24 protein-coding genes and 1 riboswitch are annotated in these 25,347 nt (G+C 49.6%); of the genes, 15 read left to right on the top strand and 9 right to left on the bottom strand.

Translation table 11 applies throughout. From position 1 onward, the window contains the following. Window positions 1–176: 176 nt before the first annotated feature. Window positions 177–1,445 carry a GGDEF domain-containing protein gene (locus tag AC6R10_RS00205; protein WP_500671136.1) on the top strand — a complete coding sequence of 423 codons (1,269 nt, stop codon included), beginning with the start codon at window positions 177–179 and terminating at the stop codon, window positions 1,443–1,445. A gap of 143 nt (window positions 1,446–1,588) precedes the next feature. Further along, on the top strand, window positions 1,589–2,509 hold the full coding sequence (locus tag AC6R10_RS00200; protein WP_500671135.1) for a dienelactone hydrolase family protein: 921 nt from the start codon (window positions 1,589–1,591) through the stop codon (window positions 2,507–2,509). Between the two features lie 66 nt (window positions 2,510–2,575). Here the strand turns inward: AC6R10_RS00200 and AC6R10_RS00195 are convergent, their stop codons facing one another. Then, a complete protein-coding gene (locus AC6R10_RS00195; RefSeq protein ID WP_500671134.1) occupies window positions 2,576–4,057 on the bottom strand; it encodes a carboxypeptidase M32 in 1,482 nt (493 codons plus the stop codon). Window positions 4,058–4,262: 205 nt separating this feature from the next. Between AC6R10_RS00195 and AC6R10_RS00190 the strand changes: the two genes are divergently transcribed. After that, window positions 4,263–4,904: a LysE family translocator gene (locus AC6R10_RS00190; RefSeq protein WP_500671133.1), complete on the top strand. Its 642-nt coding sequence runs from the start codon at window positions 4,263–4,265 to the stop codon at window positions 4,902–4,904. A 99-nt stretch (window positions 4,905–5,003) separates the two neighbouring features. On the opposite strand, the gene AC6R10_RS00185 is transcribed toward AC6R10_RS00190, so the two are convergent. Together AC6R10_RS00185 and AC6R10_RS00180 are read right to left on the bottom strand one after the other, a co-directional pair. Next, window positions 5,004–6,374, bottom strand: coding sequence for an alanine/glycine:cation symporter family protein (locus AC6R10_RS00185; RefSeq protein WP_500671132.1), 1,371 nt, complete (start codon window positions 6,372–6,374; stop codon window positions 5,004–5,006). 102 nt (window positions 6,375–6,476) lie between these two features. Then, window positions 6,477–6,584: riboswitch (glycine riboswitch) on the bottom strand. Between the two features lie 325 nt (window positions 6,585–6,909). Continuing rightward, entirely contained in the window at window positions 6,910–7,248 is a 339-nt protein-coding gene (locus AC6R10_RS00180; RefSeq protein ID WP_500632165.1) for a YggL 50S ribosome-binding family protein, read from the bottom strand. A 217-nt stretch (window positions 7,249–7,465) separates the two neighbouring features. On the opposite strand from AC6R10_RS00180, the gene AC6R10_RS00175 reads away from it, so the two are divergent. From AC6R10_RS00175 to AC6R10_RS00160, 4 genes are all read left to right on the top strand, one after another. Further along, entirely contained in the window at window positions 7,466–7,624 is a 159-nt protein-coding gene (locus tag AC6R10_RS00175) for a hypothetical protein (protein ID WP_487902409.1), read from the top strand. A gap of 17 nt (window positions 7,625–7,641) precedes the next feature. Then, a complete protein-coding gene (locus tag AC6R10_RS00170; RefSeq protein WP_334550558.1) occupies window positions 7,642–8,373 on the top strand; it encodes a chromosome partitioning protein ParA in 732 nt (243 codons plus the stop codon). Between the two features lie 149 nt (window positions 8,374–8,522). Next, entirely contained in the window at window positions 8,523–10,292 is a 1,770-nt protein-coding gene (locus tag AC6R10_RS00165) for a putative bifunctional diguanylate cyclase/phosphodiesterase (protein ID WP_500671131.1), read from the top strand. A gap of 8 nt (window positions 10,293–10,300) precedes the next feature. Continuing rightward, window positions 10,301–10,717: a ribosome recycling factor family protein gene (locus tag AC6R10_RS00160; RefSeq protein ID WP_500671130.1), complete on the top strand. Its 417-nt coding sequence runs from the start codon at window positions 10,301–10,303 to the stop codon at window positions 10,715–10,717. Window positions 10,718–10,728: 11 nt separating this feature from the next. Here the strand turns inward: AC6R10_RS00160 and paeA are convergent, their stop codons facing one another. Continuing rightward, window positions 10,729–12,033, bottom strand: a complete 1,305-nt coding sequence (gene paeA, locus AC6R10_RS00155) for a polyamine export protein PaeA (protein ID WP_500671129.1) — start codon at window positions 12,031–12,033, stop codon at window positions 10,729–10,731. 162 nt (window positions 12,034–12,195) lie between these two features. Here paeA and AC6R10_RS00150 point away from each other — a divergent pair, with 162 nt between their 5' ends. Beyond that, a complete protein-coding gene (locus AC6R10_RS00150) occupies window positions 12,196–12,591 on the top strand; it encodes a DUF2391 family protein (RefSeq protein ID WP_334550553.1) in 396 nt (131 codons plus the stop codon). A gap of 3 nt (window positions 12,592–12,594) precedes the next feature. After that, a complete protein-coding gene (locus AC6R10_RS00145) occupies window positions 12,595–12,840 on the top strand; it encodes a Rho-binding antiterminator (RefSeq protein ID WP_500671128.1) in 246 nt (81 codons plus the stop codon). Between the two features lie 59 nt (window positions 12,841–12,899). On the opposite strand, the gene AC6R10_RS00140 is transcribed toward AC6R10_RS00145, so the two are convergent. Further along, window positions 12,900–14,009: a M20/M25/M40 family metallo-hydrolase gene (locus AC6R10_RS00140; protein ID WP_500671127.1), complete on the bottom strand. Its 1,110-nt coding sequence runs from the start codon at window positions 14,007–14,009 to the stop codon at window positions 12,900–12,902. A 368-nt stretch (window positions 14,010–14,377) separates the two neighbouring features. Between AC6R10_RS00140 and hppD the strand changes: the two genes are divergently transcribed. From hppD to maiA, 4 genes are read left to right on the top strand one after another with little or no spacing between them, the layout of a single operon-like run. Next, window positions 14,378–15,451, top strand: coding sequence for a 4-hydroxyphenylpyruvate dioxygenase (hppD, locus tag AC6R10_RS00135; RefSeq protein ID WP_500671126.1), 1,074 nt, complete (start codon window positions 14,378–14,380; stop codon window positions 15,449–15,451). Further along, window positions 15,444–16,592: a homogentisate 1,2-dioxygenase gene (locus AC6R10_RS00130; RefSeq protein WP_500671125.1), complete on the top strand. Its 1,149-nt coding sequence runs from the start codon at window positions 15,444–15,446 to the stop codon at window positions 16,590–16,592. Before hppD ends, AC6R10_RS00130 begins: the two co-directional genes overlap by 8 nt. Further along, on the top strand, window positions 16,589–17,602 hold the full coding sequence (locus AC6R10_RS00125) for a fumarylacetoacetate hydrolase family protein (RefSeq protein WP_500671124.1): 1,014 nt from the start codon (window positions 16,589–16,591) through the stop codon (window positions 17,600–17,602). Before AC6R10_RS00130 ends, AC6R10_RS00125 begins: the two co-directional genes overlap by 4 nt. Beyond that, entirely contained in the window at window positions 17,595–18,251 is a 657-nt protein-coding gene (gene maiA, locus AC6R10_RS00120; protein WP_500671123.1) for a maleylacetoacetate isomerase, read from the top strand. Before AC6R10_RS00125 ends, maiA begins: the two co-directional genes overlap by 8 nt. A 90-nt stretch (window positions 18,252–18,341) precedes the next feature. Here maiA and AC6R10_RS00115 read toward each other — a convergent pair whose 3' ends face one another. The 4 genes from AC6R10_RS00115 to AC6R10_RS00100 all read right to left on the bottom strand — a co-directional run bounded on the left by AC6R10_RS00115 (window position 18,342) and on the right by AC6R10_RS00100 (window position 21,448). Further along, complete coding sequence (locus AC6R10_RS00115) at window positions 18,342–18,524, bottom strand: hypothetical protein (protein ID WP_334550546.1); 183 nt, start codon at window positions 18,522–18,524, stop codon at window positions 18,342–18,344. A 184-nt stretch (window positions 18,525–18,708) separates the two neighbouring features. Beyond that, a complete protein-coding gene (locus AC6R10_RS00110; protein WP_500671122.1) occupies window positions 18,709–19,770 on the bottom strand; it encodes a tetratricopeptide repeat protein in 1,062 nt (353 codons plus the stop codon). 163 nt (window positions 19,771–19,933) lie between these two features. Continuing rightward, entirely contained in the window at window positions 19,934–20,617 is a 684-nt protein-coding gene (locus AC6R10_RS00105) for a DUF2786 domain-containing protein (protein WP_500671121.1), read from the bottom strand. Between the two features lie 147 nt (window positions 20,618–20,764). Beyond that, window positions 20,765–21,448 (bottom strand): DUF3334 family protein, encoded by a 684-nt coding sequence (locus AC6R10_RS00100; RefSeq protein ID WP_334551461.1) that lies wholly within the window; start codon window positions 21,446–21,448, stop codon window positions 20,765–20,767. A gap of 200 nt (window positions 21,449–21,648) precedes the next feature. On the opposite strand from AC6R10_RS00100, the gene ydiJ reads away from it, so the two are divergent. Continuing rightward, window positions 21,649–24,696 (top strand): D-2-hydroxyglutarate dehydrogenase YdiJ, encoded by a 3,048-nt coding sequence (ydiJ, locus tag AC6R10_RS00095; protein ID WP_500671120.1) that lies wholly within the window; start codon window positions 21,649–21,651, stop codon window positions 24,694–24,696. A 111-nt stretch (window positions 24,697–24,807) separates the two neighbouring features. Further along, a complete protein-coding gene (locus AC6R10_RS00090; protein ID WP_500671119.1) occupies window positions 24,808–25,269 on the top strand; it encodes a methyltransferase family protein in 462 nt (153 codons plus the stop codon). Window positions 25,270–25,347: the final 78 nt, after the last annotated feature.

The following is a 25,347-nucleotide window of genomic DNA, read 5'->3' as shown; positions in this document are numbered from 1 at the left end:
AGTGGTGGGCGTTGTACAGCATAAATGTGAAACCTGTCGCAAATGTGACGTCACGTTGAAATATGCCAAAAAGTGATTGAAAAGATGAATATTTCTTGAGTACAGGGGTAGCGATTGCTAGGTTGAGACTTAGCGTTTTCAAACAGGGATACCCTGGGTCTTAAAAGGAAGGCATCGTGCTACTTACCTCATTGCCTATGTTTATCGCATCAAGCATCAGTTTAGTGCTGAGCTTCTTTTTTGTGATGCTGTATAACCGGCTTCAATCTCGTTACGAGGAAAATGTTCATTACTATCGAATATTTTCCTTAACCGCTTTAGCTAGCGGACTGTTCCTTGGTGCGTTTGCCATTATGCTGAACGTTAGCGACAATCTGGTTTTGCTAAATATTTTTAACCGAGTCGCCATCGTGACTTCAATGTTTACGATTGTGCTCGGTCTGCATTTTTACATCGCTTTCTTTGACTATAAGGCTCCGACGCCATTGAAGCTTGCCTACGCTATATGTGGTCTGTTTTCATTGATGGCGGTGGTTCCGAGTCCATACTTTCTGGACAATCAATTTTACGTGACATCCAGTTACTACACCGGACTTGTGTTTGGGCCTCTGTTTGAGCTATGGGGCGCGTGGATATTACTGCTAGCGATGTATTGTATGATCGTTCTATTTCGCGTTTACCTAAGGCAAAGGGCTAAGCGACAAGAAGACGATTTGCGTACGTTAAGAATGTTGTTGGCCGCCAGTGCGATTTGGATGTGCACTGGCGTCAGTGACACGCTGACCGCGATAGAAGTGCTCGATATGCCACCCTTGACTTGGATAGGATCGTTCCTGCTGACTTGCTGCATTACGTGGATATTGGTCCTCCATATCGACGAGCTATACAGTGAGCGCCAAGAGCTCAGCACCCGTCTGATGTTTGACCATCTAACACAAGCGTATTCGCGTAGTTATTTTGAAATTCGTTTGGCCGATGAAGTTTCACGCAGTCGACGGGCGAGTGAACATCGTTTTTATCTCTGTATCTTTGATATCGATGATTTCAAGGCGATCAATGATCATTATGGGCATACGAGCGGTGATGGGCTACTTAAGGACATCGCCCGTATTACTCGAGATACGATCAGACCGACAGACTGTTTTGCGCGTTTTGGAGGTGATGAGTTCGTGATACTGCTGGCGGGTTTATCAAATGACGAAGAAGCCGTAGCCATTGTCGAGCGAATTCGCCAGCGCATTGCTCAGACGGAATTTGGGCAAGATGGGGGACGCTTTCACGCTTCCTGCTCGTTTGGGATTGTCAGTAGCGTGGGTCCGCAGTTGCATTCAGAGGATTTGCTCAATGACTTGCTCACCTATGCTGATGAAGCCTTGTACCAGTCCAAGTTCCAAGGTAAAAACGTGACGAACTTGGCAGCGATACCAGTCGCGTCTACTGTGTAAATTTATGTAAATAACACTCGTTTTTGTCCAATAGCGACTATCTTACTTCTTGAACGATCGTTTCAAAAGGCGAACGTTATCAAATAACTATTGCTTCAAGTAACTATCGCTTCAAGTAATAACAGTCAATGAGGAAGATAAGGATGTCAAACATCATCGGTGAAAAGGTCACAGCGCCTGTGGCGCCTAAAGCAATTCCGCAAGAAGCATTTGATTGGTACGACGAATACGCACATGGATTGATAGACAGACGAGAATTCATGAGACGTCTCTCTGGTCTTGTGGCATTAGGCTTTACGATGTCAGTCTTAACGTCAGCACTGACACCGAACTATGCACTGGCAGAGCAGGTGTCGTTTAACGATCCCGCAATCAAAGCCAGCTACGTCAAGTTTGACTCACCGAATGGTCACGGTGAAGGGCAAGGGTATTTGGTCGTGCCACGAGAGTTGACAGGCACCGCGCCTGTTGTATTGGTTGTGCATGAAAACCGTGGGCTTAACCCCTACATTGAAGACGTCGCGCGAAGATTGGCCGCGAAAGGCTTTATCGCCTTTGCTCCCGATGCACTCTATCCGTTGGGCGGTTATCCAGGAAATGACGATGAAGGCCGCGCGATGCAAAAGAGTTTAGATAGAGAGAAGATTGAAGCGGACTTCCTAGCCGCTGCGAGCTTTTTGAAATCGCATGAGCTAAGTAACGGAAAATTAGGGGCGGTCGGTTTTTGTTTTGGTGGCTACATAGTCAATATGCTGGCTGCGACCATTCCTGAGCAGTTGGATGCAGGGGTGCCTTTTTATGGTACACCTGCAGCGGAATCTTTGATCCCGAAGGTGAAAGGGCCGTTGATGATTCAGTTTGCGGGTCTTGATGAGCGTGTCAACGCCACTTGGCCGGAGTATGAGAAAGCGCTTAAGGCCAATGGGGCGAACTATCAAGCTTACGTTTACGAGGGCGTGAATCACGGATTTCACAATGACTCCACCGGACGTTACGCCGAAAAAGAGGCCGAGCTTGCTTGGCAGCGAACATTGGAATTTTTTGAGCAACATCTTAAAGCGTAAAGAGCACACAAAAACGCCGTCACAGGGTAAACCCTGTGGCGGCGTTTCATTTTACGTGAGTACTATCTACAGGTATCGACTTCTCAGGTGATTTTGGAAGAACTGAGCATTCAACACTTCGCCTGTTGCCGATTTAACCTGCTCATCGGTTGTCAGTAAGCTGCCCTTGCTCCAGATGTTATCGCCCAGCCAAGTAAAAATAGGCGTGAGATCACCAGAGTGAATGGCTTCATCCACATCCACAGTTTTCTTCATCGCTGCCATAAACTGCGCCGCGTACATGGCTCCTAAGGTGTATGATGGGAAGTAGCCGAAGGCGCCATCTGTCCAGTGAATGTCTTGCATGCAGCCATTTTTGAAATTACCGGCGGTAGAAAGGCCGAGATACTGGCGCATTTTTGTGTCCCAGAGCTCTGGAACATCTTGGTGGGAAATATCACCATTGATCAAATCACGCTCGATCTCATAGCGTAAAATGACGTGAGCCGGATAGGTGAGCTCGTCGGCATCAACCCGGATAAAGTCTTTTTTGACGCGAGTATAAAGCTTTTGAAAGTTCGCTTGACTAAAAAGCGACGTATCGTGTCCGGAGAAGTGTTGGGTGGCAAGTCGCGATAGATGGGCAATAAACGCATCACTGCGGCCCACTTGCATTTCGAAAAACAGTGATTGAGACTCATGAATACCCATTGAGCGAGCTTCGCCTGACGGCAATCCTGCTAGTGCTTTGGGTAAACCTTGCTCATAACGGGCGTGGCCTGTCTCGTGAACGATGCCCATGAGCGATTGTACAAATTCCTTTTCATCGTAGCGGGTGGTAATTCGCACATCTTGCGGTACGCCACCACAAAAAGGGTGGACGCTCTCATCCAATCGGCCATGGTCGAAATCGAATTGCAGTAGTTTCATTACATCCAGCCCGAGCGCTTTTTGTTGCTCGGTGGGAAAATGGCCTGTTGGGGTGAGGTAGTGCTCAGAAGCCTGCTTTTCGAGCACCTCATCGATCAAGGCAGGTAGCCAGCTTTTTACATCGGCAAACAGCGTATCGAGTGACTCTGATGTGGTGCCCGGCTCGTAAATGTCGAGCATCGCATCATACGGTGTCGATCCGTTGGCATCGGCACGAATTTGCGCCTCTTCTTTCGAAAGTTTAACGACTTCTGCCCAGTTTTTCTCAAACCCGATCCAGTCGTTTTGGCCACGCTGGGTACGCCAAGCGTGTTCACATTTCGAGCCCGCTAGGGATTTGGCCTGCACCAGTGCTTCAGGCAGCAAATTGGCTTGTTGCCACTGGCGTTTAAGCTCTCGCAGTGTGGCGCTCTCTTCAACGCTGAGCACTTCTGTTTCTGCTTCGGCAAACCAATCCGCGAGCTGTGGCTGGGTATGCAATTGATGAATATGCACAGATAGCTCGGCCATTGCCTCTGAGCGAGCTTGATTCCCTCCGCTCGGCATCACTGCCGCTTGGTCCCATCCACAGATGGCCGCTAAGTGATTAAAACGAGAAATTTTTTGGGAATGCTGTTTGAGTTTGTCGAATGCGCTCATGACCACACCTTAGGTGACTGGGAAAACCAAAATCTTAACAACCTCCTCAGAATTGACCAAGAGGTTTGCGTTCAATAATTGCAGCAAGAAGCATAATCATTGCCTATTTTGACGGCCTTGCTATAAGATGGCGATCTTTCCTGAGATGACCTGGTTATATCTCGCGCTGACTGGAGCCTTTGCTCCCCAATAATAAGGACCTGCAATGATCAACAATATGGAAGCGTTTTTGGTCGCCATCACCATTTTGACGTTAACCCCAGGACTCGATACTGCGCTTGTGATTCGTAACTCGTCGCGTGGCGGCTTTTCCGATGGTGTATTAACCAGTTTGGGGATTTGCTCGGGCTTGTTTGTCCATGCCACCTTTTCTGCGATTGGTATCTCGGCGGTCTTGGCGCAATCGGCTGAGCTATTTAGTGCGGTGAAAATGGTCGGCGCGGGCTATTTGATTTGGCTAGGTGTGATGTCCATTAAGGGGCTGTTCAATGGCCAATTGGATGCGGGGATCGCGGTGCAAACGGTGGCACACACCAAAGCCACGGCGTGGCGCTCACTGCGAGAAGGCTTCTTGTCGAACGTGCTGAACCCTAAAACGGCGGTGTTTTATCTGGCGTTTTTACCTCAGTTCATCAATCCAGAGGGTTCTGCGTTTGTGCAGTCATGCTTGATGGCTGCGATCCATTTTGTGATTGCGATGGTTTGGCAGTGTGGACTGGCGGGCGTGCTGACTCGGGCTAAATCTCTGCTTCGCAGTGCGCGTTTTAATCGCTGGATGGAAGGGACCACCGGGGCGGTTCTTATTGCGCTTGGTGTTAAACTGATGATTGAAAAGCCGCAGATTTAAAACGAATTTAATCTGTACACAATGTATTAGAAATCACAGTGGATTAGAAATGAAAAAAGCCCGCGCTTGCTAGAGCGCGGGCTTTTTGATCACGTCACCTTACACGGTGGCTTTGGCACTGCTACCCACCGACAGCGCAGCAAAGTATTGTTTAGTCTCTTCGACCACAATGTGGCGCAGCGCAATCAAGCCGATAAGGTTAGGAATGGCCATTAGTCCGTTGACGATGTCGGCGATGATCCAAATCATATCGAGGTGAAGGAACGCACCAGAAGCGACCAGAGCGACAAAGATGACTTTGTAAGGCAGCACAGCCTTAGTGCCTAGCAAGAACACAACGCAACGTTCGCCGTAGTAGTTCCAGCCTAAAATAGTCGTAAAGGCGAAGAAAATCAGGCCAATGGAGACGAGCAATGGACCTAGCGTGTCGGCGTTAAGTCCGACGGCAAAGGCGTGAGTGGTCATGGCCGCGCCAGCAAAATCACTTTGCCATGCGCCAGTCAGGATCAAGGCAAGGCCCGTCATGGTACAGATGATGATGGTGTCAAAGAAGGTGCCGGTCATCGAGATCAGACCTTGCTTGACGCAAGAGTCGGTCTTCGCTGCTGCGGCGGCCATCGGTGCGCTACCCAGGCCAGATTCATTCGAGAACACGCCGCGGGCAATCCCAGATTGAATCGCCAGCATAATGCTTGCCCCTAGGAAGCCGCCTGTCGCTGCGGTTGGTGTAAAGGCAGAGACGACTACCAATTCAACGGCAGCGAAAAGCTGATCAGAATTCATGATGATGACACTCAAACACGCCATCACATAGAACAGCGCCATCATAGGCACCACTTTTCCTGCGACCTTCGCAATCGACTGAATGCCACCTAGCGTTACAAAAGCGACCAATAGCGTCAGTACGACCGCCGAGACCTCACGGGATACGCCAAACGAGATTTCAGAAGCATCCAAAATGGCGTTAACCTGCGGGAAGGTACCGATACCAAAACAGGCGACACCGAGGGCGAAAATGGCAAACAGTACGGCTAAGGTTTTAGAACCGACACCATATTGCAAGTAGTACATCGGTCCGCCGACCATCTGTCCTTTATCATCCACTTTGCGGAATTTCACTGCGAGTAGACACTCCGCGTACTTGGTGGCCATGCCAAATAGGGCCGCCAACCACATCCAAAATAGTGCGCCGGGACCACCCAGTTTGATGGCGGTGGCGACACCAACGATGTTGCCGGTACCTATGGTGGCGGACAGGGCGGTACAAAGCGCAGCAAAGCTGGAAATATCCCCTTGCTTGCCGGAGTCTGATTTGCTGAACACCATTTTCAGTGCCGTGGGAAGGTGTCTAAACTGGAGTAAACCTAAACGAAAAGTGAAATAGACACCGGTACCCACCAACAAAATCAGCAGGGGCGGTCCCCAAACGAAATTGTCGATAGTGATCAGTAAAGATTGTAGGTTATTCATGGGTTCCCCTTAAATTGATAATGCTTAAATAAGGAGAAGAGGGAAAAGCCGAGATCGATGATCTCAAAAACGATAGACAGGAAGCTACCGAATAACGGGTCTTTTCACTCCTCTGTCCTTTTGCCTGAGAGTTTCACCTAAACATAGGCTTGCTCCTTCGGCGACCACTTTCTACAACAAGGTAGAGCGGTTCTCTCCAGAGGTTCCTCCAACTACAGTCCTCGCTACCTAAGTAGCACCTGAAATAGTTAATTCTTCGGCGGGTTATCTTAACTAAATGTTAAAATTTAGTTATTAACCACTCTCCTGCAGTCTTCGTCGGAACAATTGCTCAATGTGTTGAGCAAAAGATGGTCAATAGTTCTGTGCTATTAACGCGAGAACTGTAACACTTTTTTTTGTGAGATCAAGCGTGTTTTTGCACTTGTGATCGTTTTAAGGGGGGAGGGTGCGGAAAACGCTGAAAGTACGGTGAATTTAGGGCAAAAAAAATAGCGCTCAACTGCGCTATTTTTGAACAATCAAAGATGAAAGCTTAGAAGTAGTTGGCGTCTACCAGCTCGCCGATTTCCACGTTGGTCACTTCTTCGCGTTTTTCTAGCCACGCGCCAACCAAGGCTTGCTGCTCGGCCGTCGCATTGCCGTAGCGGGCCACACTGCATAGGAAACCGTCAAATGTCTCAAGGCCACCACCGCCGAAGCACAAACCAAGGCTGTCGATGTAGTCAATAAAATCATCCACAAACTGGTCGTAGCGGTCGAAATCTTGAATGTTGGTTTCACAACGAATCTCGAAACCCAGCACGGCAAATTCGCCGAGGAACAATTTCTTTTGAATACGACGTTTTTTCTTCTCTAACTGATACGGTTTCATGTTTATCTCCCATTTGGTGTCGCGCTCTTTATACCCCAAAAGTGCAGTTTGCCCAAATGAATCACTCATAAAAGGCATTAAGCGCGGAGAATTTGCGCACTCACCTAAGTAAACAGAATAAAACTACCGGACGCTGACCAAAAGGCGCGAAAAAATGGTATAAATGAAAAGGTTATCAAGTTGCCCCCAAGCATGTGGGTACAGCTAAGGAGAGGCTATGACAAGATTGTTAGCGATTGCCTTTTTGGTCGCATTGGCATTTGTGTTGATCCGCTATCGCACGAGCGAAAAACTGCAAAAAGCAGTGGTGGTGACGTTGATTTCAGGGTTTTTAATTTATACCGTGACACTCGTGATCACTGAGTTGATTCGCTAGTGGAGCAGGAGTCATACGTGAATAAACAGACAGACGTAGATAATGATGATGTGGTCGTTATCGAGCAACGCGACAAGCGAACCTACCTCTATATTGCGATTGCCGGCGTATTGGGTATCGCACTGGGAGCATTAATTGGCTCGAGCGTGACGGCGTCAAAGTGGCAACAGACATACCACGCGTTGGAATCACAGTATCAAACGCTTGTGTCAGACAAAAAACAGCTCGTGGTGACGGTGGAAGAAAAAGTCGCCAACGTTGACGTTGAAGTGCAGCAAAAGCTGGAACAAGCGATTGAAGAGCAAAAAGCGCAGTACGAGGCATCAATCGCTCAGCTCGAATCGCAAGTGGCGGAGCTGGAAAAGGTTAACCTGTCCCTAGAGCAGCAAGTCGGCGAGCAGAAATCACAGTTAGCGGATGTTGCGGGTGAAAATGCGCAGCTTAATCGCCAAGCCGATATGCAGGCGACCATGTTTGAGCGTTCGCGTGAGCTCTTCCAACAAGAACTGAGAGTCAAACAAGAATTAGCCGCATTGCAAAAAGAGCGCGACGAGTTGGAGCCCAAGTTGGCCTCACTGAAGAAAGCGTGTGACACCTTTCTAGAAGGCACCTCTTGGGAAGCGAAATCGGATGCGTGCGACAAACAAGATGCCGCCAATTCTCGTTTGAGCCAAATCAACCAGATGATTCGTGTCCATCAAATGGATCTTGAAGAGATGAAAGCGATGGCAGAACAGCTCGGGCTGTAAAGTTATCCCTACATTCATGTAAAGAGGAAGCGGTGAACCCCTTCCTCTTTTTTGTATCTGCTTGTTCGACAAAGGTATTGGATTGACGAAAAAGTGTGGAAATTATGCAACAAAGTCGCTATAAATTTTAAATCACCCACGGATTAGGGATGGCAGTGCAAGAGAATTCATTCAATCGGTCGATCGGAATTGCGATTAAGGTGGCTTATGTTCTCTCTATTGCCCTGATTTCTCGCACCCTGCTGCTCGAACACGAGATGGGCAGAGCAGCGTATTTACTCTTTCCCCTCTTAATGATTTATGCTTTGTTCACTCAATCTGAGCAGCGTAGACGTATCTGCGCGCTGTTAGCGGCGAGCCTGATTTTTATCGGTGGGCTGATTGAGCCGTTAGAGATGGATGCCATCGAAGAGAGCTTCATTTTACTTCCACTCTGTTTCATTATCCTATTCCCCGGGTCGTTTTGGCCTCTGGCTATCGCGGCATTACTGATTGTCAGCTATCTTCACAGCCTAGAGCCTGATGACTTTGACGAGTTTATCGAAGACGCCATAGAAGTGGGCGCGATCACCGTCTTCGCGACCCTGATGACGTATTACATCAAGAAAACCCAACAACAAGCGCTGGCCTTTAAAAAAGACAGCTTCACGGATTACTTGACCAAGCTGCCCAATATTAATGCCTTCTATGCGGCGGTATCGGCCATGAACGAGAGTAATGCACACTGTTTTGGGGTATTGCAGATTGGTCTGCACAATTTTAAAAGCGTCAATGACAAATTGGGCTATCGCAATGGTGATGAGCTGCTGCAATCTTTCGCCAGCCACATCAGTGGATTAATAGAAAACCAAGCCCAAATGTATCGTATTGCGGGCGATGAATTTGTCGTGTTGGTGGAAAATGTCCATGTAGAGCGCAAGCTGCAATCGGTGCTAGACACCATTCTTACCAAACACAGCAAGCTGTTTGTGGTCGGTGACACGACCTATCGGCTGAATTTTTGTGTGGGGGTTGCGTTGGCCAAGCACGCGAATGGTGTGGTGAGTCTGTGGGGGAAAAATGCGAATTTGGCTCTTTATCGCGCGCTATCCCAAGGGCCCGGCTCCGTTGTTTGGTATGATGACCAACTGCTCGATGAGACGATTCGTCAGCATCAGTTAGAGTCGGAGATGAAGCAGAGCCTGCAATTGGGCCATTTCGTGCTGCATTATCAGCCTAAGGTCTCTATGGTCAGCGATCGCGTGGTCGGGGCCGAGGCGCTGATTCGTTGGTCTCACCCCCAACTTGGTATGATTTCGCCGTTCGAATTTATTCCGATTGCAGAGCGAACTGGGTTTATCGTGCCTCTTGGCCGTTGGGTGATTACGCAAAGCATTAAGCAGGTGAAAGCTTGGCATGACTCTGGGCTACCGATCCTTGTGTCGATTAATGTCTCTACCGTTCAGTTTGCCCATGATGACGTTGCCAGTTTTATCATCGATGCGCTCGATAACGCCCAGTTACCTGGAGAGGCGCTACAAATTGAAATCACAGAATCGACCTTAATGAGAGAGCCCGAATATGTGGTGGAAGCGTGTGAACGCCTGCGAGAGCGAGGGATGTCGGTGGCCATTGATGACTTCGGGATTGAATACTCGTCGCTCAACTACTTGAAGCGCTTGCCCATTGATGTCCTTAAAATCGATAAGTCATTTGTTGATGATTGCACCACTGACATCACCGATCACATGTTGGTGCGAACCATTATTCAGATGGGGCAAAACCTAGGTAAATCGGTCGTGGCAGAAGGTGTTGAGACCTCTGAGCAATTATCTCTCCTGTTTAATGAAGGGTGTGATGAGTATCAAGGCTACTTTTTCTCAAAACCGCTGGACGCAAAGGCCTTTTACGATAAAGTGATCCAATCCAACGCCCACTGATCTCTGTTATGACTCTTCAAGCTGACCTTGTGACACTCGCACTGCCCTCATTGGTGCAAAAACTGGGCAGAGAGAAGTGTCAAAGCCTCAAACGACTCGCGCAGCAGCACCACTGTGTGTTGAGCCGTGTCAGGCGTTCACGCCACTGGCAGTTGGTGGGGGAAGAGGGGGCGCTCAATGCACTCTGTCATGAATTGCTTAGCCGAGAAGATAGCTGCGAAGATTATGCCTACGTTAGGCAAAAAATTGACACGCTCATCAATGCGCGAGTTGCCGCGCGTGCCCCTGCGCCGTTGCCACTCAACATCCAGCTTGCTCAGCTTATCGCCGGTAACCCCAATATCACCTTAACGGAATTGATGGAGAAAACGGACTGCACACTCGCTCAAGCGAGGTCCGCCCGTTTTCAAGAGGAGTCTTGGTAAAGGTTGGTGCGTTATTGATCGTCGTCTTTTTGTTCCACTCGAGTGACCAGCAATTGGTCTACTTTATGGTCATCGATGTCGACCACCTCAAATTTGTAGCCAGAGTAGGTGACCGAATCAGTGCGTCGCGGAATTTTCTTTAACATAAACATCATAAAGCCGGCGATGGTTTCGTAGTTTTGTGAATGGGGCAGCTCGTCAATTTGCAGTGTACGCATCACATCGGTGATCGGCGTGACCCCATCGACCAGCCAAGAGTGCTCGTCACGGGCGACAATTTGCTCTTCGCCTTCGGCTAACACCCAACTGCCCATCACGGCACTTTGCAAATCATTGAAAGTCACAACGCCCATGACCAAGGCGTATTCGTTCATCACCACAGAGAAGTCGACGCGATTGGATTTAAAGTATTCCAACGCTTCCGATAGGCTCAAGGTGTCAGGGATGATGGGGCAGGTTTGCACCACGCTGCTGCTTTTTAGATCCAACGTTTGCTCATTGATGAGGCGGATCAACAGTTCGGTTGAATTGACAAAGCCTTTAATTGCATCGAGTTGGCCATCACAGACTAAAAATTTGTGATGCGGGTTGTCGGCGATCTTGCGCTTAAGCATGGTTTCATCGTCATCAAGTGAGAGAAACGCAATGTCTTCACGCGGCGTCATGGCAGACGTAACGGGGATCGATTGCATCTGAAACACGCTTTCCATCATTTGCTGCTCGTTCGTATCGAGGACGCCTGCTTCGGCTCCTGCATCCATTACGGCATAGATGTCATCACTGGTGATGTCATCATTGCGTTCGGCAGGGACGCGCAATAGGCGAAAAATCAGCGTCGCCAAACCGTTAAACACCAATACGATGGGTTTGAGGATCAGAATGCACACCAAGAGTGGTTTGACGAGGGCCAGCGCGACGGTTTCAGGCATCGCCATCGCAATGCGCTTAGGCATCAGATCGGCGAACAAAATAAACAGGCTAGTGACCAAGGTAAAAGAGAGCACAAAGCTGGCCTGAGCGATCCACGCAGCAGGCACCCAGTGGCTCAACATAGCGGCGATATACGGGGTAAACGCCGATTCACCGACGATACCGCCCATGATAGCCACGGCATTGAGGCCAATTTGCACTACGGTAAAAAAGTTACCCGGATGGGTTTGTAGCCCGAGGACTAAGGTCGCGCGGTGATCACCATCGTCTGCGAGTTGGCGCAGACGAATTTTGCGCGCCGCAGCCAACGAGATTTCTGACATGGAGAAAAAGCAACTGGTTAAGATCAGCGCCATGATAATGGAGAGGTTTTCAAGTAGACTCATGGAGGCTATCCGAATAGAAAAGTTGCGCCATTCTAGCCACAACTGACCACGATATTGGGAAAACTTCCACGAAATCATTTTGTCGTGACGATAACGGCTCTAGCGCTTTATCGTCCTCGCCTTATCAACTAAGCTTGATAGAAAATTCTGCAGGATAAGTGAATGAAATATAGCTTTAATTTCGAAGATGCGAGTCAGATATTTGTCGGCGCCTTTGCGCTTGCTGTGCCGATTTCGTTCTCTGAAGAGGCGTGGCGCTTGGGTGAAACCTTACCACCGCTCAATTTGTTTCTCCTGTTTTCGCTCTCGGTGGTGTTTTTAACCCTGTTTACCTATCAAAGTGTATTCCAAAGTAACGTTCAGACGCGCAAATGGGAGTTTGTTGCGCGCATCGTCGCGGCGTATTTGATTGCGGCGTGTGTGGTCGCCTTAGTGCTGGTCTGTCTGGATAAGTTGCCCCTGATGGAAGACCCCATCACCTCATTTAAGCGCGTGGTGGTGATCACTATGCCAGCCTCGATGGGTGCCATCGTGGTCGACAGTTTCGATAAGGAGTGATGCATGATACGTTGCAGTGACTATGACTATATTGAGATTGTCTGCCTCTACCGTTATCCCGTGCGTTTGACACTCAAAGATGGCACCGAGATGGAAGGGATTGCGCTGGATACGTGCCGAGATGAGAGCAGGCGCGAGGCCATTCTGCTTAGCATCCATCAACAAGAGCGTGTGGTGGTGCTCGATGAGATCAAACAGTTGTCAGTGCTGGTGGAGAATCCGCATTTTCGCGACATCACATTGAGATAAAGCCCATCCGCTTCGTTACTTGTAGAAAACAGATGGGCTTGTTTGTGCTGTTAGCTCGTTTACGCTTGAGTTACGTAGTGCTGAACAAACTCGGTCACTTTCACCATGTCATCAATGGCGATGTACTCTTCTGTCGTGTGCACTTTTGCCATACCCGTTGAGATGTTCACGGTCGTTAGCCCTTTGGCGTTAAAGTTGTTGGCATCACTGCCACCACCGGTGCCTTTGGTGAATGGCTGTGCGCCAATCGCGTCAAAAGAGGCTTTAACCGATTGAATCAATGGTGATTCTTCGTCTATGACAAAGGCGTTGTAAGCACGCGTCGATTCAATCTCAACCTGTGCGCCGTAGGCGTCAGCGGCGCGCTGGAAAGTCTCAATCATATGCTCAACTTGCGCGTCGAGTTTGTCGCCATTGAGCGAGCGCGCTTCTGCCACTACCGTCAGTTCAGGCATCACAATATTGGTGGCGTTGCCCCCTTCGACAATACCGATGTTGGCGGTGGTCTCTTCATCAATGCGCAGCAGCTTCATTTGCGTGATCGCCTCTGCGGCAACTTGAATGGCGCTGATGCCTTCTTCTGGCGCTAGACCTGCGTGTGCTGGGCGGCCGATAAATTTCGCGACGATTTTCTGTTGGCCCGGGGCGGCATTGACAATGGTGCCAATCGGGCCGCCGGTATCAAGTACGATGGCGTGGTTGGACTCGATAAAGCTCATATCAAAATGCTCAGAGCCAAATAGACCACCTTCTTCATGCACGGTGAAAGCAAGCTCAATGGTTTTGTGCGCTTGATTGTGCTCTTTTAGCACGCGTACCGCTTCCATGATAGCGGCAATGCCCGATTTGTCGTCGCCACCTAGGATGGTCTCTCCTTTAGAGCGAATAATGCCGTTTTCAATCACAGGTTCAATACCGATGCCTGGCGTGACGGTGTCCATATGACAGCTGAACGCGATGCTACCTGCTAGGCTGCCTTCCAATTTCGCATACAGGTTATGACCGTTAGAGATATGAGCAGGGACGGGCAGTTTGTGTACGGTGAAACCGAGCTCGCCGAGCTGCTGTGCTAGGTGTTCAGAAATCTGTTTTTCATTGCCTGTCTCACAGTCGATTTTAACAAGCTCAATAAAATGCTCGACCAAGCGTGATGGGTTGATGTGACTCATGGTCTACCTCATGGGTTGTGGTGAGGGGGATAGATGCGGTTAGCCTAATGAGAGCGAGCGCCATGACGCTGCGCCAAATCAAATCGAAGGTGGATTTGACTCAATCTTGACTTAAGTGGCGAGGAGTTCGCCACTTCTTAAGGGAATTCATCACACAAGAGCAATTGTAAAATAATTGTTACTGCCCTTGGGCGGGTTTGGGATAGTTAAATCATGTGTTTATGGTGATTTCATTGTGGTGTTACATTTATTTTACATTTCGAGGTGGTTTTTTGAATGGATGCCAAATCGCGCATCGATATTTCATTAATCGTATCAATAGGCGAATTTAAAGGCGATAGAGATCAACAACAGGTGAGGATAACACCATGAATAGGGCACTAAACCCGTTAGGCACAGACGGATTTGAATTTGTTGAATATACCGCTGCTGATGACAAGGGCATTCAAGATCTGAAAGCGCTGTTTGCGTCACTCGGCTTTGCAGAGATAGCAAAGCATCGCTCAAAAGAGGCGTGGTTGTATCGTCAAGGAGACGTCAATTTTATCGTCAACGCGGAGCCGCACAGTCAAGCTGAGCAGTTCTCGCGCCTACATGGCCCTTCGGTTTGCGGCATGGCGTTTCGAGTCAAAGATGCTGCCAAGGCACTTGAGAATGCGTTAAACAACGGCGCCAAGCGCTATGTCACGGAAATTGGTCCTATGGAGCTATCCATTCCGGCGGTGTACGGCATCGGTGATAGCTTGCTCTACTTCGTTGACCGCTACCAAGACGGCAGTATCTATGATGTGGATTTCCGATTCTATGCCGATGCTGACGAGCGCATGAACACTATGGATGTTGGGCTGTTTGAAATCGATCACCTCACGCACAACGTCAAGCAGGGCAACATGGACACCTGGGCTGGATTTTACGAACGGATCGGTAACTTTAAAGAGATTCGTTACTTTGATATTGAAGGCAAGCTGACCGGTCTTGTGAGCCGAGCGATGACCGCGCCGTGTGGCAAGATTCGTATCCCAATCAACGAATCGTCTGACGACAAATCGCAGATTGAAGAGTTTATTCGTGAGTACAACGGCGAAGGCATTCAACACATTGCCCTGAGCACCAACGACATCTACCAAACGGTGCAGACTCTGCGCGATCGCGGCATGGACTTTATGCCTACCCCTGATACCTATTATGAAAAAGTGAATCAGCGTGTCGAGGGGCACAGTGAGGATCTCGCACGCCTGCGTGAGCTGCAAATTCTTATCGATGGCGCGCCGATGAAAGACGGCATACTGCTGCAAATTTTCACCCAAACGGTGATTGGCCCGGTGTTTTTTGAAATCATTCAACGTAAAGGTAATGAAGGATTCGGTGAAGGTAATTTCAAGGCGCTGTTTGAATCCATCGAAGAAGATCAAATTCGTCGCGGGGTACTGAGTGATGCGTAAATGGATCACCTTTCCGCATCGGGAGGGCGTCTGTTCTAAGCAAGCCCATGCGGATTTTCCTGAAGAGGCCATTTTTGAGCGAGAGGCCGGTCGCAGTGGATTTTTCGGTCCTGCCAGTCACTTTCATCATCGACACGCGCCGACGGGATGGAGTGAGTGGCAAGGGGATCTTAAGCCACGCGCGTTCAACTTTAATCAGGTAGACAGCGCGCGTCAGGCCTCCCCTTGGCAAGTGCCGAAGTTGTTACACAATCGCCATTGTAAGGTTCGAGTGTGGCGCTGCGAGCAGTCGATGCGTCATTTGGTGCGCAACGCCGATGGTGACGATCTGCTGTTTATTCACCAAGGCAGTGGGGAGCTCTATTGCGACTACGGTCACTTGTCGGTGCGTGAAGGGGATTACGTGATGATTCCACGCTCGACGTCTTGGCGCCTAGAGATCTCAGAACCCATGTTTGTGTTGATGATTGAAAACAGCGATGCCGCCTATTCGCTGCCTGAGAAAGGCATGGTCGGCAATCACGCGGTATTTGATCCAGCGGTGCTCGATGTGCCCAGTATTGATGAGGCGTTTAAAGCGCAGTATTCAGAGCAAACCACAGAGGTACACATCAAACGCCACGAACAGGTGAGTGTGGTGACCTATCCGTTTAATCCTTTGGATGCGATTGGTTGGCATGGTGACTTATCCGTGGTGCGAGTCAACTGGCGTGATATTCGGCCATTGATGTCACATCGTTATCACCTGCCGCCATCGGCGCATACCACCTTTGTCGGTGAGGGATTTGTCGTCTGTACGTTCGTGCCGCGCCCAATTGAAAGCGATCCCGGTGCGTTGAAAGTACCGTTTTTTCATAACAATGATGACTATGACGAAGTGCTGTTCTACCACGCCGGAGATTTTTTTAGTCGTGACAACATCGAAGCCGGCATGGTGACCTTTCACCCCGCAGGGTTTACTCACGGGCCACACCCCAAGGCGTTTCAGGCCGGTCAAGCCCATAAGAAAACCTTCACCGACGAAGTAGCGGTCATGATCGATACCCGATATGCGCTCGACATCGGTCAAGCGGCGAGTGAGGTGGAGAATATTGATTATGTCTACAGTTGGCGTCAGCCCTCGGGCAAGGAGGAAGTATGAAGCTCGCCAGTTTGAAAAATGGAACACGCGATGGTCGCCTTGTTGTGGTTAGCAAGGATTTAAGCCGTTATTTGGATGTCTCAGACATTGCGCCGACCTTGCAAGCTGCGCTTGATGATTGGTCCAGCGTGGCGACGCAGCTTGAGACTCAATATCAACGTTTGAACCTAGGCGAAGCCAAAGATTCGCTGGCATTTTCGGCTGAGCAGTGTGAGTCTCCTTTGCCACGTGCGTATCAATGGGCCGACGGCTCTGCGTACGTCAACCACGTCGAACTGGTGCGCAAAGCACGCGGCGCGGAGATGCCGCCCAGTTTTTGGACCGATCCACTGATGTATCAAGGTGGGTCGGATCACTTTATTGGTCCAACTGATGACATCCCACTGGCGGATGAAGCTTGGGGTATCGACTTTGAAGGGGAAGTGGCCGTCATCACTGGTGATGTGCCGATGGGCGTCAGCGCTGAGGAGGCCAAATCTTCAATTCGGTTGTTAATGTTGGTCAATGATGTCTCGTTGCGCGGGTTAATCCCCAATGAGTTGGCAAAAGGTTTTGGCTTTTTTCAATCCAAACCGTCGTCGGTGTTTTCTCCGGTCGCGGTCACCCCGGATGAGCTAGGGGACGCGTGGGATGGCGCAAAGGTGGCGTTGCCGCTGCTAAGCCACTTCAATAACGAACCGTTTGGCTGCCCTAACGCTGGTGTGGACATGACCTTTGAGTTCCCAGAGCTTATCGCGCACGCTGCAGCAACACGCCCACTAGGCGCCGGAACCATTATTGGCTCAGGCACCGTTTCCAACAAGCAAGGCACGGATTACGGCACATCTATTCTGGAGGGAGGTGTTGGCTATTCCTGCATTGCTGAGCTGCGAATGATTGAAACTATCCGCGATGGTCAGCCTGCCACGTCTTTTATGCGTTTTGGCGATCGCATCAAAATAGAGATGCTCGATGAGCAGGGCGCATCGATCTTTGGCGCTATTGATCAACAGGTTGTGCGCTATGAGTGAGCGGATTCTTTACGATTACTGGCGTTCCTCTGCGGCGTATCGAGTCCGAATTGCACTCAACCTGAAAGGCTTGAGCTATCAATCACGCCCGATTCATCTGGTCAAAGAGGGTGGAGAGCAGCACAGCGAGGCTTATCAAGCGATCAATCCTGCGAAGTCAGTCCCTGTGCTGGTGGAGGGTGATAGGCGCATTCACCAGTCACTGGCGATTATTGAGTATCTTGATGAAACCTATCCACACTCAAGACTGATTCCTCCGTCAGGTGACGAGCGCTATTGGGTCAAAGCCTTGGCTTTGGATATTGCCGCGGATCTTCATCCCATCAATAACTTGCGCGTGCTCCAGTACCTCACTTCGACATTGCACGTCAGCGAAGAGCAAAAACAGCAGTGGTACCGACACTGGATTGAAGTCGCGTTTGAGGCGCTTGAGTCACGTATTAGCGAGCGTCGCGGCTGCTACTGTGTCGGGGATGAAGTGACCTTAGTGGACGTCTGCTTGGTGCCCCAGGTCTATAACGCACAGCGCTTCGACCTTGATATGCGGCGCTATCCCAATATTGCGGATGTGACGGCGTCACTTGGTAAGTTGGCGGCGTTCGCTCGCGCACGACCTGAGTGTCAAGCCGATGCACCAGAGAACGGGTAAAACGCCAAAATAGTAGAAAACCAGAGACTAAAAAGCCACTCGTTGAGAGTGGCTTGTCGTCCTTGAGAGAAGTGCTGACAACTGTCTATATCACAGTGAGTGTGATAGGCGCTCGCGTTGGCGCAGCTCGGCAAGATTGAATTGACGCACATCCAGTGTCGCGTATTCAAAACACTCTTTGCAAGAGTGGTGGTACTTGCCATCGACATAATCATGCTTGGTGAGTAGGCTAGGCTTTTTACACCAGTCACATACTCCTTCGATCGTAAACATCTCGTTCTCCCCATCTTACCCGAGTCTGTTTTTCTTGCTCAGGTTTATTGTCGGGCAGGATTATGACATACAGAACACGGTTAGGTTAATGATTTGTTATCGAAGTGCGATGGAGATCGATTGCGCAACGCTGAATTTTAAACGCTTGGTGAAAACTTGAACAGGATGCGCTGAGCAAATGTAACTATTTGTTAACCTCTTTAATCAGAAGCTTGAGCGCACCGTTAAGACGTTTCATTTCCTCTTCGCTGCCTTTGAGATCCGGGTGATAAATCTTACTCAATTGCTTGTAACGTACTTTGATTTCACGCTCACTGGGCAATTGTGAGGGCTTAAAGCCAAACATTGCACTGGCTAAGTGAACCGGTGAAGGCGCCGCAGGTTTGCTCTGCGTTGGACGAGTGGGAGAAACCTTGCTCTGTCCTTGCAGCTTTTTAAATTCACGGTAGAGAGTTTCAAGCTGGCGCTTTTGCTGCTTGAGCAGGGCATCTTGCTCCTTAACTCTGGTTTGCATTTTAGAGGTTTGAGCATGGCCTTGTTGCTCAGTCGCGGTGCGCTGGCGTACTAAACCTCTTTGCTTGCGCCACAGCCAAATGCAAAGGCCACTTGTTAGCAGGCAAAGACCCATCAAGCCGAACAAAACACCATCGTGCTCTTGGCTGGCGTCGATGGTTTGGGCTTGAGGGCTGAGGGTGATGGATTCATCGTCAAAGGCAACGTCTAGTTGACTGATGGCCGCCACTTGCTTGGCTCTCCTGGCGTTAAATTGTGCTTCTAAGACGCGGTTGTATCCGTTTTCGGCGTCACTTTGTAAGCTTGGGTCAGTGGCATTTTGCTCAGCGAGTTGAAACCACATCTTTGCAAGATCAAGGTTGTCGGGTTGTACTGACAGTTGTTCATAGACTCGGCCAAGTTGCAGCTGAGCTTGAGCGTCATCGGCCAATGCCAATTTCGTAAGCCAGAAGAGCGCTTTTTCTAGGTCGGGTCTGACGCTGTTATTATCAAGCGACAAGCTGGCCAATTCAAACGCAGCTTGACGATTCCCCCCTTGCGCCGATGTTTCGAGCCAATAGAGGGCATCATCGATCGTTTGTTGATCGGGGTTTTCTTGTGCAAGGTAAGTGCTGGCGAGTTGGAACTGAGCGTGAACATTATTCGCTTGGGCTTGCTGCTGAAGCTCTTCAAGCGTATTGGCCCAGAGTGGGGTGCTCAGAATAAGGAAAACTAAAGCCGCAAATCGAGTCAAAAACAACGTCCGTTTGGTAAAGTTGACCAGTGATACCTTTGATTATACTCAGCCGCGCAAAGATGTGTATGCATCTTAACCAAGTTGGTGAGTGCGCGCCGTCGCTTTTCTTTAATGCTGTTGCCAATCTAGCGTTCAAGCATTTGGCGAGCGCACTCTTGGGCTAACGCAGTAGTTTTGGCGCTTGTCCACCATTGAGCGGGCGATTGACCGATACGGTTCGACCTTTCTTAAGACCCACTTCGTAATCTTCTGTGATGTTTTTCATCGCTTCACGTAACTGCTGCTTGAAGGTTTCACGATCGATGTTTTGAAACTCTTTATCGATGTAGTCATCGATTTTCTTCGCAGACTCTTCATCTGGAGAGATGATCGGCAGTTTTTCCAGCGCACCTTCCACCCATCCAGACAAAAACGAGTTTACGCGACGAGTGACTTCGGCGTTAGATGTCCCGGTGCCTGCAAAACTGTTTCTGAAACGACCGGTCTGTTCGTTCATTTCGCGGTATACGATGTCAAAAGCGAACGCGGCGAAGATGGCGCGATCCGCTTCGCCAATAAACTCCACGCGTTTTAAACCCTTATGGTTCAACAGCACTGCCTCAACGCCGAATTTGGTGTTGATACCACGGATGATGCGCAGCAGATTTGAGCTGACGTTGGCAGGGAGTAAGTGTGTCGATTGGGTTTTGCCCATCTTGATGAACTCGATATCGTCTTTGTCTAGACCATATTTGAGCATCAAGCGATGTGCCATCTTGATGGCATTGGCGGCTTCGTTAACGTTGGCTGAGTTTCCGAGCTCCAGACACTTCGCTATTTTTTTGAGGGCTTTTTGTTTATCCATCGACAGCTAAGGGGTAACTAATTTAACAAAGTCGGCTATTTTAACGTGTTCTGTCATAAAACGGAAATGGTGATGTAGGAAAACGCCACCGAAAAGTCGATGGCGTTTGAAGGGGGTAAAAACCGCTGGGCTGAAAAGTTGGCGGATTTAGATACCTAGTTCGGCGAAGATGTCATCGGCATCGTCATTTTTATCGGCCGATTTTTTCTCTTTGTCCTGCATCTCTTGGCGCGCTTTCTCTAGGATGCTGTCTGGCGTTTCATCTTCGTCGTGGCTTTCAAATTCTTCGAGCTGAATAAACTCAGTCTTATCCATCGCCAACTCTAAGTAGAAGATGTTGCCTTTCTCGGTCGAGAAGGTCACACGTCGCGCTTGAGGGCGATCAAGGTTGGTATCGACCGACAGAATCACCTGTTTGTTGAGTGACAGCATTTTAGGCTGGTTCTGTGTGATGTGGGTTTGCAGATCTTTGCGCACTTGGTTGGTGAACGCACCGACGAGCTGGTTCATCAGCTCACCCAGTACATCGGCCACTTCGTCGGAGGTGTGAGTGACGGCGAGCTCTTCTTCCGGCATCCCCATATTGCGCATGTAGTTGGTGTATACCTCAAGCGCGGCTTTGGCCGTAAAGTTGATCACCACCAACCCCGAAAAACCACCATCAAAGAGGACAAAACAACCGAAGTCCGGTTTTAGGCTGGTCTTGGTGATTTTCTGCACCATCGCAGAGTAGGTAATTTGAGAGCTGGTCGCAGAGGTCATAACGCCAGAAACGGACTGGCATAACTTAAGGAGAATGTCTTCTGTCGTGATGATTTTGTTTTTCTTCATTGATGAATCGCTCATAAAAGCACTTTAAATCAAGTCCATGATTTCTAAGTGTGGGAAAGAATTGCGAGAAGTTCCAATTTGACACTGCATTTCTGTTTTGATCACCCTTTTAAATGTTGTAAAGTGACCTAACTCAAATTATAACCCGAATGTATCGAACCCAATGCTGATAGGATCAGCGCAGTAGGGGCAGGAAGCAAATGTTACCAAGATTACACTCTCAACCAGATGTCGATCCCGTCGTCCTCGGTTTTCTTGATGAATTAAAACTCGCCGGCTTCAGTGGCGATATCGAAAGCCAATACTCAAGTCGCCTCGCTGTCGCCACAGACAACAGCGTCTATCAGCAACTACCGCAAGCCGTTATCCACCCGAAATCGACGCAAGATGTCGCGCTGATTGGTCAACTCGGCAGCAAAGCCGCCTATGAACGTGTCACCTTTTCACCGCGTGGTGGCGGTACCGGAACTAATGGTCAATCGCTGACGAAAGGCATCGTGGTCGATTTGTCGCGCTACATGAATAAGATTCTCGAAATCAACTCAGAAGAGGGGTGGGTGCGAGTGCAAACCGGCGTGATTAAAGATCAGCTCAATGATGCGGTGCGCCCATACGGCTACTTCTTCTCGCCAGATCTTTCCACCAGTAACCGCGCAACCTTGGGTGGCATGATCAATACCGATGCCTCCGGGCAGGGGTCACTCAAATACGGTAAAACCTCTGATCATGTCCTGTCATTGCAAGCGGTGTTTGCCGATGGGTCGATTCTTGAGTCGGACTTATCTCATGGGCTACCGAAAGAGGGCGAGTATGCGCATCAAGCGCTAACGGTCACTGAGCAAGTGTGCCGCGACAAACGCGCGCAGATTAACGCTAAATTCCCGCCGCTTAACCGCTTCTTAACGGGTTACGATTTAAAAAATGCGTTTGATGAAGCAAACGATACCTTCGATATTACCCGTGTGCTGTGCGGCGCAGAAGGCTCGCTCGCTTTCATCACCGAAGCCAAACTCAATCTCACGCCAACTCCTAAAGCGCGTACCCTAGTTAACGTAAAATACGACACGTTTGATTCCGCCTTGCGCAATGCGCCGTTTATGGTGGAAGCCAAAGCGCTCTCCGTTGAGACGGTGGACTCTAAAGTGCTCAACTTAGCCAAAGAAGACATTGTTTGGCATACCGTCAGCGATCTGTTAGCTGATGTGCCGGGCAAAGAGATGCAGGGCATCAACATGGTGGAGTTCGCCGGGCAAGATGAGCAGGAAGTCGCACAACAAGTGAGTGACTTAACCGCCCGTCTAGAAGAGATGCTCGCGGCGGGTGAAGCCGGGATCATTGGCTACCAAGTGTGCGATGATTTGGCGAGTATTGGCCGTATTTACAATATGCGTAAAAAAGCGGTGGGTTTGCTCGGCGCGGCGAAAGGACGCGCAAAGCCGGTCGCGTTTGCCGAAGATACGTGTGTGCCACCAGAAAACTTGGCCGATTTTATCTCAGAGTTTCGCCAACTGCTGGATGACAAGCAGCTGAATTACGGCATGTTTGGCCACGTGGATGCGGGGGTACTGCATGTGCGTCCTGCGTTAGACTTGTGCGATCCGAAACAAGAAGCGCTGATGCACCAGATCTCCGATGAGGTGGTGAAGCTTGTGGCCAAATACGGCGGTCTTATGTGGGGCGAGCATGGTAAAGGCTTCCGCTCTGAATACGGTCCGGAGTTCTTCGGTCAAGAGCTCTTTACTGAGCTGCGCCGTGTTAAAGCCGCCTTTGACCCACACAACAAAATGAACCCTGGCAAAATTTGTACTCCGCTCGATAGCCAAGAGTCTTTGGTTAAAGTGACCGATACCAAACGCGGCTACTATGATCGCCAAATCGATGTACAAGTGCGAGATAGCTTTAAGCAAGCAATGGAGTGTAACGGCAACGGTCTCTGTTTTAACTATGACACCGCTTCGCCAATGTGCCCGTCGATGAAGGTCACTGCCGATCGCCGTCACTCGCCAAAAGGACGTGCAGGGATAGTGCGAGAGTGGTTGCGCCAGTTAAGTGAGCAAAACATTGATGTGCTCGACCTGGAAAAGCAGACGCTAGAGCGCACGCCAAGCATCAAGACCATGATCGACCGTGTCCGCAATACACTCAACAAGCGTCACGAATACGATTTCTCTCACGAGGTGTTTGAGGCGATGAGTGGCTGTTTGGCCTGTAAAGCGTGTGCGAGCCAGTGTCCGATTAAAGTCGATGTGCCGAGCTTCCGCTCGCGCTTTTTGAACATCTACTACTCACGTTATCAGCGTCCAGCGAAAGATTATCTGGTGGCGAACATTGAAACCATGCTGCCTTTGATGGCAAAAGCGCCTAAGTTGGTCAACGGCGTACTTAGCCAAAAGTGGGTACAAGAGATGACGGCAGCCACCGTCGGTTATGTGGATGCGCCTTTGCTCTCAACACCGACGCTGAAATCGCGCTTATCCGCGCTTAAGCCGTTTAATCTTCAAGAACTTGCAGCGCTCTCTGCGGATGACAAGCAAAATCACGTCGTGATCGTGCAAGACCCATTCACCAGTTACTACGACGCGCAAGTTGTGGAAGATTTTGCCAAGTTGGTACAAAAGCTCGGTAAAACGCCAATTTTGCTGCCGTTTAAGCCCAACGGCAAAGCGCAGCATATCAAAGGCTTTTTGAAGCAGTTTGCCTCAAGCGCGAAAAACACCGCCGCCTTCTTAGAGCAAGTGGCTGATGTCGGCGTACCTTTAGTCGGCGTCGATCCTGCGTTGGTTCTTTGTTACCGCGACGAATATAAAGAGGTACTTGGTGAGGCGCGCGGCGATTTTGAGGTGTTGACCGTGCATGAGTGGCTCTATCCGAAATTGTCAGAGTTTGAGGTAAACAACTCAACCCGTGATTCAGCCAATAATGACGAACCGTGGTATCTGTTTGCGCACTGCACCGAGAAAACCAAGATGCCAAACGCTGAGAAAGAGTGGGGCGCCATCTTTACTCATTTCGGCGCCAAGCTAAATACCGTGCCAGTGGGCTGCTGTGGTATGGCGGGGACGTTTGGTCACGAGGTCGATAAGCTCACCATGTCGAAAGACATTTATCAACTGAGCTGGAAGCCCAACTTAGACGCATTGCCTAAAGAGCGCTGTTTGATCACCGGCTACTCATGCCGCAGTCAGGTCAAACGCTTTGAATCACAGGTGACTCAGCACCCGTTACAGGCGCTGTTGCAAATCGTATAAACTGATCTCACCCTAGGTCACGCTATCAATAGCCCAGAACACGCATCTGGGCTATTTTTATCATATTGGCGGGTAATAACACTCCCCAAAACAAAGCAGTGGAGAACCAAGATGCAAAAGCTCGAACTTAAGATCCCTCCCGTCGTGGTATTTATCGCGATGTTTGTTGTGATTGCTAAAGTCGCTCAGCTCTTCCCAACGTTGCGCTTTCCACTGCCGTTTGGCTTTACCGTGTTTGCGATCTGTTTTGTTTGCGCTGGCTACGTGGGGATCACAGGCATCATCGCCTTCAAACGCGCCAAAACTACGGTTCACCCACAAAAGCCCCACGAAACATCACAAATGGTCGTGAAGGGCATTTACAGCATCACGCGCAACCCGATGTACTTAGGCTTATTCCTTCTGCTGTTCGGCTTTGCCTACTGGCAACAAAACTTGCTCTCCATCCTGCTATCATTCGGCTTTGTCCTCTACATGAATCGTTTCCAAATCGAACCCGAAGAGCGCGCCTTAGAGCAACGTTTTGGCCAAGCGTTTATTGATTACAAGCAGAGCGTGCGCCGGTGGATTTAGTTGTAAGGTGATTGTGGCGTTAATATCTCGTGGTATTAGAAGTGTTTGGTGGATGGCTCGGAAATGCCCCATTGTGAG

Source organism: Vibrio sp. R12-SG2-ISO1, assembly GCF_059834045.1.
This window is presented reverse-complemented; position numbering and strand designations above follow the sequence as displayed.

Excerpts from the sequence above, each read along its gene's own strand:
- maiA (WP_500671123.1), top strand. The coding sequence starts at position 17,595 with ATGAGTGAGCGGATTCTTTACGATTACTGGCGTTCCTCTGCGGCGTAT.
- AC6R10_RS00195 (WP_500671134.1), bottom strand. The coding sequence starts at position 4,057 with ATGAGCGCATTCGACAAACTCAAACAGCATTCCCAAAAAATTTCTCGT.
- AC6R10_RS00185 (WP_500671132.1), bottom strand. The coding sequence starts at position 6,374 with ATGAATAACCTACAATCTTTACTGATCACTATCGACAATTTCGTTTGG.
- AC6R10_RS00200 (WP_500671135.1), top strand. The coding sequence starts at position 1,589 with ATGTCAAACATCATCGGTGAAAAGGTCACAGCGCCTGTGGCGCCTAAA.
- paeA (WP_500671129.1), bottom strand. The coding sequence starts at position 12,033 with ATGAGTCTACTTGAAAACCTCTCCATTATCATGGCGCTGATCTTAACC.
- AC6R10_RS00100 (WP_334551461.1), bottom strand. The coding sequence starts at position 21,448 with ATGAAGAAAAACAAAATCATCACGACAGAAGACATTCTCCTTAAGTTA.
- AC6R10_RS00115 (WP_334550546.1), bottom strand. The coding sequence starts at position 18,524 with ATGTTTACGATCGAAGGAGTATGTGACTGGTGTAAAAAGCCTAGCCTA.
- AC6R10_RS00175 (WP_487902409.1), top strand. The coding sequence starts at position 7,466 with ATGACAAGATTGTTAGCGATTGCCTTTTTGGTCGCATTGGCATTTGTG.
- AC6R10_RS00090 (WP_500671119.1), top strand. The coding sequence starts at position 24,808 with ATGCAAAAGCTCGAACTTAAGATCCCTCCCGTCGTGGTATTTATCGCG.
- AC6R10_RS00180 (WP_500632165.1), bottom strand. The coding sequence starts at position 7,248 with ATGAAACCGTATCAGTTAGAGAAGAAAAAACGTCGTATTCAAAAGAAA.
- ydiJ (WP_500671120.1), top strand. The coding sequence starts at position 21,649 with ATGTTACCAAGATTACACTCTCAACCAGATGTCGATCCCGTCGTCCTC.
- AC6R10_RS00130 (WP_500671125.1), top strand. The coding sequence starts at position 15,444 with ATGCGTAAATGGATCACCTTTCCGCATCGGGAGGGCGTCTGTTCTAAG.
- AC6R10_RS00145 (WP_500671128.1), top strand. The coding sequence starts at position 12,595 with ATGATACGTTGCAGTGACTATGACTATATTGAGATTGTCTGCCTCTAC.
- AC6R10_RS00160 (WP_500671130.1), top strand. The coding sequence starts at position 10,301 with ATGACTCTTCAAGCTGACCTTGTGACACTCGCACTGCCCTCATTGGTG.
- AC6R10_RS00125 (WP_500671124.1), top strand. The coding sequence starts at position 16,589 with ATGAAGCTCGCCAGTTTGAAAAATGGAACACGCGATGGTCGCCTTGTT.
- AC6R10_RS00150 (WP_334550553.1), top strand. The coding sequence starts at position 12,196 with ATGAAATATAGCTTTAATTTCGAAGATGCGAGTCAGATATTTGTCGGC.
- AC6R10_RS00165 (WP_500671131.1), top strand. The coding sequence starts at position 8,523 with ATGGCAGTGCAAGAGAATTCATTCAATCGGTCGATCGGAATTGCGATT.
- AC6R10_RS00140 (WP_500671127.1), bottom strand. The coding sequence starts at position 14,009 with ATGAGTCACATCAACCCATCACGCTTGGTCGAGCATTTTATTGAGCTT.
- AC6R10_RS00190 (WP_500671133.1), top strand. The coding sequence starts at position 4,263 with ATGATCAACAATATGGAAGCGTTTTTGGTCGCCATCACCATTTTGACG.
- AC6R10_RS00105 (WP_500671121.1), bottom strand. The coding sequence starts at position 20,617 with ATGGATAAACAAAAAGCCCTCAAAAAAATAGCGAAGTGTCTGGAGCTC.
- hppD (WP_500671126.1), top strand. The coding sequence starts at position 14,378 with ATGAATAGGGCACTAAACCCGTTAGGCACAGACGGATTTGAATTTGTT.